General features: G+C 49.3%; 10 protein-coding genes and 2 pseudogenes. 6 read left to right on the top strand and 6 right to left on the bottom strand.

Annotation, left to right across the window (positions count from 1 at the left end; all coding sequences use genetic code 11):
* Positions 1-10 precede the first annotated feature (10 nt).
* The 5 genes and pseudogenes from KW548_11610 to KW548_11590 all read right to left on the bottom strand — a co-directional run bounded on the left by KW548_11610 (position 11) and on the right by KW548_11590 (position 6,862).
* On the bottom strand, positions 11-868 hold the full coding sequence (locus KW548_11610; protein QXX05822.1) for a 3-keto-5-aminohexanoate cleavage protein: 858 nt from the start codon (positions 866-868) through the stop codon (positions 11-13).
* 209 nt (positions 869-1,077) lie between these two features.
* Complete coding sequence (locus tag KW548_11605; GenBank protein QXX05821.1) at positions 1,078-2,424, bottom strand: polysaccharide biosynthesis C-terminal domain-containing protein; 1,347 nt, start codon at positions 2,422-2,424, stop codon at positions 1,078-1,080.
* An 85-nt stretch (positions 2,425-2,509) separates the two neighbouring features.
* Positions 2,510-3,367: a helix-turn-helix domain-containing protein gene (locus KW548_11600; GenBank protein QXX05820.1), complete on the bottom strand. Its 858-nt coding sequence runs from the start codon at positions 3,365-3,367 to the stop codon at positions 2,510-2,512.
* Between the two features lie 178 nt (positions 3,368-3,545).
* The gene (locus KW548_11595) at positions 3,546-5,531 is read right to left on the bottom strand and encodes a starch-binding protein (GenBank protein ID QXX05819.1); all 1,986 of its coding nucleotides are present in this window, start codon (positions 5,529-5,531) and stop codon (positions 3,546-3,548) included.
* A 528-nt stretch (positions 5,532-6,059) separates the two neighbouring features.
* Positions 6,060-6,862: pseudogene (locus KW548_11590) on the bottom strand (hypothetical protein).
* Between the two features lie 200 nt (positions 6,863-7,062).
* On the opposite strand from KW548_11590, the gene KW548_11585 reads away from it, so the two are divergent.
* Positions 7,063-7,458 carry a DUF2391 family protein gene (locus KW548_11585; protein QXX05818.1) on the top strand — a complete coding sequence of 132 codons (396 nt, stop codon included), beginning with the start codon at positions 7,063-7,065 and terminating at the stop codon, positions 7,456-7,458.
* Here KW548_11585 and KW548_11580 read toward each other — a convergent pair.
* Positions 7,459-7,997: pseudogene (locus tag KW548_11580) on the bottom strand (mechanosensitive ion channel family protein).
* 540 nt (positions 7,998-8,537) lie between these two features.
* Between KW548_11580 and KW548_11575 the strand changes: the two are divergent.
* From KW548_11575 to KW548_11555, 5 genes are read left to right on the top strand one after another with little or no spacing between them, the layout of a single operon-like run.
* Entirely contained in the window at positions 8,538-9,665 is a 1,128-nt protein-coding gene (locus KW548_11575; GenBank protein ID QXX05817.1) for a cupin domain-containing protein, read from the top strand.
* The gene (locus tag KW548_11570; GenBank protein QXX05816.1) at positions 9,649-10,848 is read left to right on the top strand and encodes a Rieske 2Fe-2S domain-containing protein; all 1,200 of its coding nucleotides are present in this window, start codon (positions 9,649-9,651) and stop codon (positions 10,846-10,848) included. The genes KW548_11575 and KW548_11570 overlap by 17 nt, the downstream gene beginning before the upstream one ends.
* Positions 10,838-11,335, top strand: a complete 498-nt coding sequence (locus tag KW548_11565; protein QXX05815.1) for a hypothetical protein — start codon at positions 10,838-10,840, stop codon at positions 11,333-11,335. Before KW548_11570 ends, KW548_11565 begins: the two co-directional genes overlap by 11 nt.
* 23 nt (positions 11,336-11,358) lie before the next feature.
* Entirely contained in the window at positions 11,359-12,591 is a 1,233-nt protein-coding gene (locus tag KW548_11560; protein ID QXX05814.1) for a CoA transferase, read from the top strand.
* The gene (locus KW548_11555) at positions 12,575-13,798 is read left to right on the top strand and encodes an MFS transporter (GenBank protein ID QXX05813.1); all 1,224 of its coding nucleotides are present in this window, start codon (positions 12,575-12,577) and stop codon (positions 13,796-13,798) included. Before KW548_11560 ends, KW548_11555 begins: the two co-directional genes overlap by 17 nt.
* Position 13,799: the final 1 nt, after the last annotated feature.

Raw genomic sequence — 13,799 nt, 5'->3', positions numbered from 1 at the left:
TGTCTTTTGGTTAAATTGTCATCGCTGCGATAGGGGCGGTTTGGGTGTTACTGAGGCCTAGTAGGGTTTTGGCGTCATCCACGGTGGCAACATCTCTGCCCAGTTCGTGAGATAGCCGGACAATACGGTCGACTAACTGGGCGTTGCTGGTGGCGAGTTCACCTTTTCGATAATAGATGTTGTCCTCGAGACCAGTACGCACATGACCGCCGAGTAAAATCGAATAGGTGTTGAGCGGCAGCTGTGCTTGACCGATGCCGATGGCTGACCAAAGACTGTTGGCTGGCAGGCTATCCACCAGATGAAGCAAATCTTTGCAGGTTGGGCGTACCCCACCGTGAATACCCATCGCAAAGGCAAACATTAATTTCTCGCCAAGGTAACCTTGTTGCTGGAGCGTGACAGCTTCGTGGATGACACCAGAATGGTAGATTTCAATCTCCGGTGTGACCTGATGGGCTTTAAGTGCTAGCGCGAGTTTTTTTGCCAATGCGGGACTATTAATGAAAGGTTTATCACCATGATTGACCGAGCCGCAGTTGAAAGAAGCGATTTCTGGACGATACTCGAGGTGGTTCCAAGCATCTTCTTCCGGTCTATCTTGGGGTAGGTTTAAGCCCGACGTACTAAGGTTGAGAAGGATGTCAGAACGCTCGCGGATGCGTTCTATGATTTCGCGCCACACCGATTGGTCGTAGCTGGGCCGGCCGGCGTCATCCCGAGCGTGAATGTGTGCCACACTTGCCCCCGCTTGGCTGCATTGCACGACAGCGTCAGCAATCTCCTTCGGGGTGTGTGGAATAGCGGGTTGCTTACTTCTTGGGGTTATACCGCCGTTAACTGCGGCGGTGATAATTAATTTGTCCATGTGTTTCAATTAGTTATATTATTAAATCCCCTTCATAATAAATGTATAAAATTAAAGTAATGTCCCCAAAAAATGGTGACGCAATGGATTTTTTCACTACAAGCGTGCAGTTCATGGCGACGCAAGGTATCTAAGAGCTTGCGATTTGGCCGAGGCTTAGCAACGTCTTCCCGATGACGCACGGAATGAAAATAACCAACTCGACCGTGTTACCTATGCATATAGCGATTAAACCATCGTCTATTCGGATAATACTTGAATAACAAGGATAGGCTGACCACAGCGGTGATAGATTCAGCAAACAGAACGCTAGCCCATATGCCATCGTGAGGAAATACCACGGGCAGCAGGAAAACGCCGAGCAGCACAAATACGAAGCCTCGGCTTAACGAGATCAGTGTTGCCTGTTTAGGCCTTGCAGTGGCTTGGAACAGATTGGCGATAACCATATTCAGCCCCATGAGTGGGACGCCGAAGAAGTAGAATGTAAGGGATTTAGTTGCAAGAGGAAGTAAGTCGTTTGTGCTGCCTAAATAAAACGACGCAATCACAGGAGCGAACAGCCAGATACCTAACAAAAATAGAGTACCACTTCCGATCGCAGTTTTGCCTCCTAATAGCAAAATGTCATGAAGGCGATCAGGACGATTCGCGCCGTGATTAAAGCTAATGATAGGCTGACAAGCTTGAGCAATCCCCACCATCGTAAACAGAGCGAACACACCGATATTGGTCGTTAAGCCGTAGGCGATGATATGACGTTCGCTAAATTGGGTGAGCAGGACGTAGTTAAACAACACTATGGTCATGGCGGTAGTCACTTCTATAAAGAATGTCGGAGTACCAAGACTGATAATCGCTTTTGCTCTACTGATTCCTATGCCTTGCAGGTTAAGCTTTAGCGTTCCTTGTTGTCGCACGAAGTGACTAAGAAGAATGAAGACGATCAGAGTTTGAGCAATGGCGGTGCCATAAGCGGCGCCTTTCATACCCATATTCATTGGGATGATAAACAGGTAATCGAGAATCAAATTGACGATGGCTCCAAGCGCCAAAGCGTAGGTCGCCAACTTGGGGTTAGTATCATTGCGGACAAAACTCGATAACACCCAAGCCAGTGAGTAGACCACAAAAAACGGTAGCATGGCGGACATATATTCATGGGCCAAGTACGCGATATGACCCGATGCACCAGTGAGAGCAATCAGTTCGTCTAGCCAGATCATGGCGCCAATCACAGCAATGCCAGAGAGCCAGATAACCAGCAATAGGGATTGGTTAAACCAGATTTGCTGGGATTGTGTCTTACCTGCGCCTTGTTCGATCGACATGTTGGCTGCGCCACCGATGCCAACCATCATTGCAATGGCGGTAAACAGTGCGAAAGGAGGGGTTATGAGAGCGATCGCGCCCAATCCATCCGCTCCGACCCCTATACCGATCACGAGTGCATCGCCCATGATGAACAGAGACTTTATTAACATGCCAGCGAGAGCTGGCCAGAGGTACTGATAGAAAGATGTGGAAACTGGGTTCGTTTTTAGATCAATGGTCATAATGTACAAAGTGCCCGAGAATGTTGGATACGTGGACGGGTATTATCAGTACATCTTCTTATTCAGGTAAGGGACGATACGCCTTTTATGTTGTATTATTTGAACATCTTAGTCTAAATTTGGCCGGTGACTCCTTCCTCTGTTTACGATAGAAGCGGCTAAAATACGCTGGATCTTCAAAACCCAATTCGAGGCCGATGGTTTTGATGGTCTTGGTTGAATGTGCCAAGTCTCGGTTAGCTTCAAGGATAAGTCGCTCATGAATCAATTGTGTCAAAGTTTTGCCTCGCTCAGCTTTGAGGAGCTCGTTGAGACGTTTACTAGTAAGAGCCATTTTATCGGCATAAAATGCGCACTTTTTCTCCGTTCGATAGTGTTGTTCGATGAGAGCGAATAATTGATTAATCCTCGGATCGCGAAGTTTTCCTTGCTCGTTTTTGAAACTGGCGTAGCGCAGTAAATAGCGTAAAAAACCTTCGATAAGGGCACTGATCAACCCCAGATCAATTAACTCTTGGTCGCGTTTACACTCTTCTTTCAACATATGGAACAACGGCGACAAATAGATAAGGGCTTCTTCGTGGCAATCAATATAAGGAGGCTGGCCACTATGGGGTCTAAACACTTGGTCGATCAAGTGAGTGCCGCGCGATTGGTTGTCGATTAAACCCGATGCAAACACGAGCAAACGGACGTTGTTGCCCATAGATTCAGAGAAGTGTACCTGTCCCGGTGCTATGGTGAAGAAACGGTGGCGACGATTATCATACTCAATGAAATCGATACTCTGTGTGCCTTGGTTTTCTTGGCACCACACTAGTTCCCAGTAGTCGTGGCGATGAGGCTCAAGAAATGGGCCTTCTTGCTGACCGGAAATCTCAATGGCTTGACAAGGTTGTTCAAGCTTGAGTTGAACATTAGGGATCACGGTTCTGGTGTTCATGGCAAGTTAGTGCTGTCCGCGTGATGACGAAAGCATAGGGTACCATTGCACCTGTTAGATTGGTACATGTCGTCAGCTTGACTGCGTGATTTGACTCGTGAGTAACAGTGAAACTGGCCAGTTGTCATATAACCAACAAAGGCTTCCGTTTGTTGGTAAACGGAAGCCCAGTTGTGGATCAGTTCTGCTCGGTGACGGTGATCACTTTGGTGTCGCTATCGAATGAAATCCGGTAGGAGGTGTGATCGCTGACAAGGTAATCAGTGCTAGGGTATGCGTCTGTCCAACTACCGTTATCAATTTTAAAACGGGCCGGACTCTCCTCTCCACTGAATGACTGGATCGTGACATACTTCTGGGTGGCGGCATCGTAGCTTAATTGAGTGAGGCCCCATTGGTTGGGAGTGCCACGAAAATACCACACATCATTGCCAGCTTGGCTACACTGACTGAGCGATACCCAGCTGCCGGAAGCATAGCAGAATGCTCCTTGAGATGCTGTCAGATCGTCCGTTTGTTGCGCCCCCTGATCACTAAAGATAACCTGAGCACGACTGATGGGTTGACCGAAGTCGTGGCAATACACGCCGTTTTTACGCTGCATCACAACTCCTGGCCATGTTGCGTTGTCGATAGTCGAGTCTGCGCTGACATTCCAATAGTAAAGCGTTGGCGACGCAAAGTGTTGGGCGTTATCAAAACAGATCTCCTGCTCAGTAACGGGATCGGGGTCTGTGTCCGGATCACAGTCTGTACAGGTATTTCCTACCACTGCGCCTACATGAAGAGCAGCAGCGTGATCGCCAGCAACTGAGAAGTCTGCATAGCCACCGCTGACGGTTATCGTTGTTGGCCCTTTCGCATCTGGTGCACCTAAACACTGTCCAGTCTGTTGGTTGTAGTCCGCATCAATGATGTTGCAGTAGACATTGTCAGGGAGGCCAGTGTACAAACGTTGAGACAGAGGGCTGTCATGGCGTTTGTTGATCACCACGTAGCCAAGACCTCCACGCCCAAAGGCAATCTGGTCGTTGCCGTTTTGCCACCAATCGGTCACTTTCCATTCTGCCGCTGTGTGGTTTCGAAATGCGACCATGTTGGCGATACCTCGCCATTGGTGTTCACAGACCCAACTTCCGCCGTTGAAACCACAAGCATCACCGCTATGCACCCCCTGACTTGGTGGGCCTGCATCAAAATCTCCTCCAAAGAAGTAGCCCGACATCACTTTCGGATAACCATAGGGGTAAGCCAGTGTGAAGATATTGGCTAAGTAATACCCATTGCCTGATACACCATGCCAGATAGGACCATTAGGGTTGTGTCTTTCTTCATCGTGGTTGGTCACGAAGGTGACGGCAGTATCACTTGATAGCTCGAGCTGTTGTCCGATATGACGAAGGCTCGCGATGTTGCTATTTCTAAATGCTGGCCCAACGCGTCGTGCAAAATCAAATTCGGTCACCTGACCAATGTGCGCGTACTCGGATGGTTTAACTGGCTCGGAGGCGGCTCCAATAACTTCTTGAAATAGATAGGGATTGCCGTTGAGCTTGTTCTTTATTGCCTCAATATCGCTGGCAGGGATATGTTTGGCCGCATCAATACGAAAACCCGCGACCCCCATACTAATGGCGTCATTCATGTAGTCGGCTATCTTTTGGCGGACATATTCCGACTCCGTTTTCAAATCATTGAGACCGACCAAATCACAGTTTTGCACTTGCCAGCGGTTGCTGTAGTCAATATCGCTACCGGTACAAGTATGGAAGTCGTTACTGCTGTAGGGTACATCCGGAAACGAGCGGTTCCAAGCCGCCATATGGTTAATCACGGCATCTAGATAGATATCGACACCAGCCGCTTTGCAGCGCTGAACCATGCTTTGAAACTGGGCACGGTCGCCGCTTCGGCTGTTGAACGCATAACTGACTGGCTGATAACGTGTCCACCATTGGTTGCCTGATAGCGTTGTGTTCGGTGGTGACACTTGCACCGCCGCGAACCCTTTTGGCCCAAGAAAGGTTTCACATTCTGTGGCGATGTCTTCCCAGCCCCATTCGAACAGGTGAACAAAAGCAGTTTTTGGGGTGGCAGCATGGGTCACTGTGCTGAGAGCAAGACCTGAGCTCACAGCCAGTGCTATAAAGGTTGTTTTTTTCATAGTTCTCTCATTCATAAAGTTATTGGATATAGGCTGTCGAACACGCTGCATATTATCCTCAGGCCACTTCGCCGAAACGCGCTGGCACAGGGTTTGTTATGGTTGCAGAGGTTATGAACTTAAGAGACAGGGGGCGTGTCTTTGTGTTCAACATGTTTCTTATTTTGCATGAATACCAATCAATTTGTGTGTTTTTTGTTCATAATTTAAGCGTTAATCACGAAAGGCGAGAGGGGGCCCCAATGTGCCCTGATCGGGTTCACTTTATGTGAGAGAGATGGGCGTGCGCGATCAATAACTACGCAGAAGAGCAGTATCCTCGAGCTCTCTCAAATAGCCAGATTGGTCACAGTTTGGTGTCGTCACGATTATCTGGATATGTCTCAAAATACTGTGGTGATAGCAGTCTTGTTTTTGCTCAGTAACGTATTGGCTTACTACCGGTTTTATGCACCAAACCCACAATAGCGGGCAAATCGGATGGTTAGACCAATCTCGTCCCTTTTTGCTGGCGCCTCACTGAGACGTTTATACTCTCAGCGCAATATGGTCAGCGGCTGAGCGCCCCCCGAGTTGCGTAAAATAGGCTTGTAATCCCTGATAGATAGTCTGACGATGTCTGAAGTCAGGATACACGGGCAGCACATCCTTATTGGTGGTTCCAGCCACTAGGTAGGCATTGTTAATTTCAGCACACGATTCAATCGCCGACTCAAACGCACGGGCCATCATCTCAGTAGGCGCAGAAAAATACCGTTGGGCTAATGCGCGATCAGCGTGAACACTTCGTGTGACATAGTCGTGTTTGTCGAGGGTGTCTTCACTCAGCATGGTGATGGAGAACAGAGCCATCAGTCTGTCATTGAGGGGGTGTGCGATCGGTGGTTGGTCTTCGAGCCAACAGTCACTGGCAAACTTCGGGTGCGACTTTGATGTATCAATGTTAAAGGCCTTGTCCGCAATATAATGGTCGAAGGCGTGCCAAAATTCATGCGCTAACGCGCCCGCGCCGGCATTCTTGGCTAAGGCAAGCTCACGTCGGTAAGGATCGTAGTGGGCTTGCACCCCCTGACGTCCGCCAGTGCCAAAGGCGAAGTTCAACGTACCGCGCAGGCCAATGGCATGGGGGGAAGGGCGAGTAGATAGGCCAAGTCCGCCAGAGAGTCGTAGATAAGATTGGCCGCAAGCGCTTTTTCTTCTTGTGTCACCCAACGGCCAACTCGTAGGTTGCCCATCTCAAAGGTGTGTTGGATGTCCTGAAACGTTGCAGGTTCGCCATGTCGGTAGTCCGGTCCACGGCGGATTTGATGTTTGAAATGCGTTAACTTCACTGTCGAGGTACCCGGTCGGTATATAACGAACCGGTTGTCGGTCGCCTATTGTTCTGACACGCTAGTATAACCTAATCAGCCTGTGCAAAAACAAGCTGAGTGACTGTCGAACATCAGCCTTGACTGCTGATGTCGCGTAAAACCGGAATAGACAACCCCTTTATATCATTGGGTGTGTGAACGCCCCAAAGGAGCGAAATGTGAGCCTAAACTTTAATGCGCAAGACGCTAGCCAAATATTTGTTGGTGCTTTTGCCCTTGCTGTCCCGATCGCCTTTTCAGAAGAAGCATGGCGTTTGGGCGAAACCTTACCTAGTGTCAAGCTGTGGTGGCTGTTCGCTCTCTCCATGGTGTTTTTGGCGCTCTACACTTACGAAAGTGTGTTTCAAAGGGACATATCGCAGCGACGTGCGGTGTTTGTTTTTCGCATTGTCACTGCTTATGTGATGGCAGCGTGTGTTGTCGCCTTGGTATTGTATTGTTTAGACAAGCTGCCCGTACTTGAACAGCCTTGGGTTGCTTTCAAGCGGGTCATCGTTATCACTATGCCAGCCTCTATGGGGGCCATCGTCGTTGATAGTTTCGACAAAGAGTGATTACTTGTCGATGGGTGATGGCGACGAAGGCGCTATTACCTTTATTACGCCTTTGTGCAGTAGCAAGGTATTGGGGTAGGTGATGATGTTGCCACTTTCATGGCGCAGCAGTAGATGAAACATGGTGATGTCGATGATTACCCCACTGATGTCCTCGTCCTTTTCACATACTTTGACCCGATCGCCAATCCGATAAGGAAACACGAAAAATATCAACACACTCGCAGAGATATTGCTGAGAATTGACCATTGCGCGAATAAGGCAACCCCAAGTACCGCAAACAGCGAAGAAAGGAACAATGAAATATCACCGTAGCCAATGCCTAGTAACAGCACGAACAGCGCAGCAAATACACTGAACGTTGACACATTAAACACTTTAACCACGAACTGTGTACGTGCCATCGTGACCTGCTTCTTCTCCGCAACCGACAATAGGGCGCGACGACCGATCATTCGCAGTAGGGCGTAAAATAAACCAGCAGTACGCCTAACACAAACTGTTCAAACAGAGGGTGCGCTTGCATCCAATTGACCATCAAATAAACCTCAGTGTTTTTAAAATAATAATGTCGACCCCAGCCAGTCGCATTTGAAGAGCCGTCGCCAAAACGCTAACGTCTCCCGTTGACCGGTAATCCATCCACATTCATTCCCAGTAAATCAGTGACAAAACTTGTAAGAAGAAACCCCTCTCAATACCCGAAATGAAACCTTTACGTATGATGAGCCTCTTTCGAGGCGAGCACCTCCTATGGCATTCCCATGCCTCTCGTTCAGGTGATTTTGGTTGCTCTATCAAACACTTCTGCGCATTGATGCCATGCTTCCCATCATTTAAGTAAAGCGCTTTAACTAGGTTTCAAAAAAGAAACTAAATGAAACTAAATGCAACAAAATGTAAATTTTGTAAATTTATATAATGATCTTCACAGATCTAAATGACTGATAAATAAATTGTTGTTTTCATTTAACCGGATCAATAAGCTTGCCCACCTGTTAATGATGTTGCATATCAACAGTGTGTATATGTGGAGAATTATTTTCTTCATCAACCTAATAAAAACTAAGAAGCCATTATGAAAAAACTCACGGAAGTAACCCTGGTCAAGCGCGACGATATTCCTTCGATTCGTACCATTGAAGTAGACGGCGTCGAGCATTGGTTAGGACATGTCAAAGATTTTATGAAGCAACCCCATTTGCTCGATTTCTTGCCGGATGACAACCGAGTCTCCATGGCTTGGGTACGCCTAGAAGCGGGCGAAGAGCTTGAACCCCACATTCATCCGGTCGAATCGATGATCTTGATGTGTGAAGGTGGTGCGAGAACAACTGGCGATGTTGAAGCTGATATGGCGGCTGGCGATGCCTTACTGGTGCCACCGGGACGCTTGCACGGATTTAAAGGAGCTGAGCCGAATGGGTTCTGGGGTTTATCCTTACAGTTTGATAGCCGCGGTTTGTATGAAGATTACTCCGACCCTTGGGCGACATTTTTGCCTGAGCAAGTCGAAAAATTTTTGTCTGGGACTGTTGGCGCACAGTTGATTACACGCAACGAAGCTTATATGGAACGTTTTGACAAGCATAAGCTGTTTGCGCTGGTCAATCGAGGGCTGCTTGATCACCCTCAAACCAAAGCTAAGTTCCTTGACTGCTTTCAAGTTTGGTCTGATCACTTTCAGCGAATGGTTATTGCCCGTGCTTCGACAATGACGGAAAAAACCTTTGAGCACATGACGATGTCACATTTGGAAGATGAACTGGGTCACAATCGCCAATTGAAAGCTAACCGTGACGACTTTGCAGAAGTCTTTGATCCAGTGCTGGAAGCCGCCAGTAACTGGTTTGTCAGTCAGATGCATACCGCGAGTGAACTGGAAAAAGTGGTCTTGGTTCATTTGGTAGTTGAGGCTTCGGCTGTGTTCTTTTATCAACATGTTAAGCCCGCTCTTGCTGATTCTTCGACCCACGCTCATTTCGATCTGCACAGCGTATTGGATGATGAACATGTTCGTATGGGGTATGAGTTCATCGAAACAGTCGACGTCGATGATGGACAAGCTCTGTTTGACATCCAGAACAAAGGCTGGGCAATGCTAATGACAGTGATGTCACGCATCGCCGATTTGACGGTTTACGCCAACAACGCGCGCCAAGAAGCCGAGCCGTCTCAGGAGCGTCACGATGAAACCTTGGCCTAAGGAAGGCACCCGACGGGTGCCCTCTTACGTCTATACGAGTGCCGAGCAATATCAACAAGAACAAAAGTGCCTATTCCAAGGTGACACGTGGAACTATGTCGGACTGGAAGCAGAGTTACCCAATGTCGGGGACTATCGGCAAACTTTTGTTGGAGATACGCCAGTGATAGTGGTTCGCGATCGCGAGGACACTATCCAAGTTTTGATTAACCGATGTCCTCATCGCGGGGCTAAGATGTGTCATAACGCTCACGGTAATACCAAGGTGTTCGTATGTCCGTATCATGAGTGGGCCTTCAATCTCAAGGGAGAGCTAAGAGGCATACCTTTTAAAAATGGTATCAATGGTCGAGGTGGGATGGCCGACACCTTTGATCCCCATGAGCATGGTATGACTCGGCTCAATGTAACGGTGCGCCATGGCGTGATCTTCGCCAGTCATTCGTTTTCATTGCCCGATTTCGAACGCTACTTGGATCCAAATATGTTGGCTTATTTTGACCGAGTGTGTAGTGGCCGCCCTCTCAAAGTACTAGGCAAAATGCGTCATCGAGTTAACTGTAACTGGAAACTACAAGTAGAGAATGTAAAGGACCCGTTTCATGCGGCATTATTGCACTCTTTTTTTAAGAATTTCGGTATTTGGCGATCCGATCAGGAAACCCATGTCGAAGTTTGTGAGAGTGGTGCCCATAGTGTGCTGGTTAGTACGGCATCTTTCAAAGCTCAAGAACAATTAAAGGCCGCTCCGAGTGTTCGATTGAAGGCTCCGGAACTTATTGACCACGAACGGGAGTTTGAGCATGGTACGGGGGCGATCATGACAATTTTCCCCAACCTTATTTTACTCCAGCAACTCAATTGTTTGGCGATGCGTCATGTGATCCCAGACGGCCCTGATACGTGTATCAAAGAGTGGACTTTCTTCGGTTATGCTGACGAGCCTCAGACCTTGACCGAGCGGCGCTTACGTCAAGCCAATCTGCTGGGGCCTGCCGGATTAGTGACTATTGACGACAATGAAATCTTGGCGGTCACGCAAGCTGGGGCTCATGCCAGTCCAGATTCAAATATCGTTTTGGAGGCGAGTCAGGGAGAGTCCAGTGAACCGCATATGATGACCGAGTCGGCGATCCGTGCCTTCTATCGGTATTACCAGAAAGGGATAGCGTGTGGATCTTAAATCTATTGAACCGATAGTACAGCAACGTGTGAACGCGTTTTATGCCCAGTATCACCGGGCCTTAGAGCAGCAGCATTTAATGGAGTGGGTCGACATGCTTGACCCTAACGTTTCTTATCGCATCACGTCACGGGAAAATCTTCAGCGGGGTTGGCCCCTATGTTTTGTTCGTTGCGACAATCAGGGCATGGCTCATGACCGTGCTTGTGCTCTACTGAGCTCAATTTATTTTCGTCAACGCCGCCAACAGCACGCTCTGTCCTACATTCACATCACGGACATCCGACGTGAAGGTGGTGTAATGTGGGTCTCGGTTGACACTAGTTTATCCGTGCATGAGAGCCTCAATCACGATGAAGCACGCCTGTTGGTCACGGTAACGACACATGACAAGCTGCGTTTGGACGATCAAGACGCTAGGTTCACGGAACGGTTGGTGATTTGCGAACCAGATGTCATCACCGATTCGTTGGTCTACCCCTTATAGAGGATTGGAAAAGGATACGTATTATGAACGCATTACCAATGGCTGATCTGACGGTCATTGATCTCACGCGCCATCGCGCTGGCCCTGTTACTTCGCGTCTGCTTGCTGACTGGGGTGCTACAGTGATCAAAATCGAAGAACCGACCGACCTAGGTGACAGCATGGGGGGACCGAGAGAGGGCTTCGACTATCAAAACTTACACCGCAACAAGCGGAGCCTATCGGTCGACCTTAAATCTTCCGATGGTCAGGCGATCCTCAAGCGTTTGGTCGCCAAGGCGGATATTGTTTTGGAAAACTTCCGTCCTGAAGTTAAGTTTCGTCTTGGAGTGGACTATGCCTCGCTTAAGGCTCTGAACCCAACCATCATCTGTGGCAGTATCAGTGGCTTCGGCCAGCAAGGACCTCTAGCGACACGACCAGCCGTTGACCAAATCATTCAAGGTATGTCAGGGCTGATGTCAGTGACGGGAACTGATACGTCAGGGCCGCTACGAACTGGGGTTGCGATGGCGGACGTCAGTGCCGGTATGAATTTGGCGATCGTCGTCTTGATGGCCTTGTATGAGCGGCAACGCACTCAACAGGGTCAGTGGGTCACGACGTCACTACTTGAATCCACCTTGGCTATGATGGATTTTCAGGTTGCGCGTTGGCTCCATGATGGACAGGAACCTGAACGTGTGGGCAACGACCACCCAACATTGATGCCGACGGGCGTAGTACATACTCAGGATGGAACGATCACCCTAGCGGCCGCAGAAGACGATAAGTTCCGTGTGTTGTGTGAGGTGTTGTCATTGGGACCACTGGATCAGCAACCCGAGTATCGGGATGTGAGAGCCCGTCACCAATATCGTCATGGGCTGATGGCGGTCATCAATGCGGCGACACGTCAGTGGGAAAGTGCTTCGCTTATTGAACAACTCAACGCCCGTGGGATCCCATCTGGCCCCGTACTTAGCGTAGAGGAAGCCATGAATCAACCACAAATGCGTGAACTCAACATGGTCCACCCTATGACACATCCTCAGTGGGGATCCTATGTCTTACTGGGCCAACCAATGCAAATGAGTGCCCATCCGGATGGCGCAGCCGTGCGAGCTGTTGCGCCCGGTCATGGTGAGCACACTTATGATTTGCTCACCCAAACGTTAGGATTCACGGAAGAGCAAGTGGCACAGTTTGTTGAGCGCGAAGCGATCGCCATCGCGCCCCGTTCTTCAGAAGGAGTGTCTCATGAGCCCGTCGCATAGTGGACCGATTTCCCAGTGGGGTAGGGGTTGGTTAGGTCTGGTCTTGCTCTGGTTGGCCGGAGCAGGTACCCGATTGACGATCTTAGCTACACCACCCGTGATCTCGGACATCCATGCGACGTTAGGGTTAAGTGAAACTCAGGTTGGCATGATTTCAGGGATCCCGCCAGTGCTATTCGCCGCGGCTGCAATGCTCGGTGCTCTGCTGATCACCAAAACGGGCGCTGTCAAAACAGTGGTGGTTGGATTGCTCATCACTGGACTAGGTTCTGCCCTCCGAGGGGAAGCAGACAGCGCAACCTTCTTGTATCTGGCCACCGCTCTGACTGGTCTCGGCGTTGCCTTGATGCAACCTGCGCTGCCAACTATTGTCGCCCATTGGTATCCCAAACATGTTGTGTTTGCTACGGCTATCTACGTCAATGGGCTGCTGTTGGGTGGGGAAGTGTTCCCGGTCGCGCTAACTAACACTGTTTTGGTGCCTTGGCTTGGCAGTTGGCGAGAGGCCTACATGGCTTGGGGCGCTGTCGCATGGATGATTGCGTTTGTTTTTTACTTGGGTGCACCAGATGGAAGCCAAGCTGCACAACGTAACGGGAAACGAAATATTTGGTGGCCGGATTTCCGACGGCGCGAGGTATGGAAGTTAGGTCTCATGATGGGCTGTGTCTGTGCAATCTATTTCGCTACCAATTTCTTCTTACCAAGGTATTTGGACGAAATTGGCTTGGCGTCGCAAATCGCTAGCGCCTTAATCGCGTTGAATCTGGGCCAAATACCAGCTTCTTTACTGCTTTTGTTGGCCAAACCTTCAGTGGCACATGCTCGTTGGCCCTATTTAGTCTCTGCACTTGGGCTGTTGGCGGCGCTATTGTTGTTGGTGATCTTGCCATCGAGTGCGGTGATTGCTGCATCAGCCGTGATAGGCTTTTTCTCCGCGATAGTGCTGATCCTGATGCTCGGCCTGCCTAGTGCAGTGAGTCCAAAAGAAGACGTGCATCGCGTGTCTTCATTGATGCTTACCGTTGGTTACACCTGCGCGGTCATCACGCCTGTGGTCAGTGGTGTCTGGTGGGACGCAACGCAACGGCCTGCCAGCGCGTTTTTACCCATGATGATGTGTTGCGTGTTGTTATTCGTCTGCGCCACACGTCCCGTTACTTCGTCCTCGTCTTCCCCATCGCCTGAGATGGCCAAAGGAGTCTAAC

It is taken from the genome of Vibrio neptunius, assembly GCA_019339365.1.
Taxonomy (GTDB): domain Bacteria; phylum Pseudomonadota; class Gammaproteobacteria; order Enterobacterales; family Vibrionaceae; genus Vibrio; species Vibrio neptunius.
Note: the sequence above shows the minus strand (reverse complement) of the source record. Positions and strands in the feature narration are given on the sequence as shown.

Excerpts from the sequence above, each read along its gene's own strand:
- KW548_11560 (QXX05814.1), top strand. The coding sequence starts at position 11,359 with ATGAACGCATTACCAATGGCTGATCTGACGGTCATTGATCTCACGCGC.
- KW548_11610 (QXX05822.1), bottom strand. The coding sequence starts at position 868 with ATGGACAAATTAATTATCACCGCCGCAGTTAACGGCGGTATAACCCCA.
- KW548_11575 (QXX05817.1), top strand. The coding sequence starts at position 8,538 with ATGAAAAAACTCACGGAAGTAACCCTGGTCAAGCGCGACGATATTCCT.
- KW548_11570 (QXX05816.1), top strand. The coding sequence starts at position 9,649 with ATGAAACCTTGGCCTAAGGAAGGCACCCGACGGGTGCCCTCTTACGTC.
- KW548_11595 (QXX05819.1), bottom strand. The coding sequence starts at position 5,531 with ATGAAAAAAACAACCTTTATAGCACTGGCTGTGAGCTCAGGTCTTGCT.
- KW548_11600 (QXX05820.1), bottom strand. The coding sequence starts at position 3,367 with ATGAACACCAGAACCGTGATCCCTAATGTTCAACTCAAGCTTGAACAA.
- KW548_11555 (QXX05813.1), top strand. The coding sequence starts at position 12,575 with ATGAGCCCGTCGCATAGTGGACCGATTTCCCAGTGGGGTAGGGGTTGG.
- KW548_11605 (QXX05821.1), bottom strand. The coding sequence starts at position 2,424 with ATGACCATTGATCTAAAAACGAACCCAGTTTCCACATCTTTCTATCAG.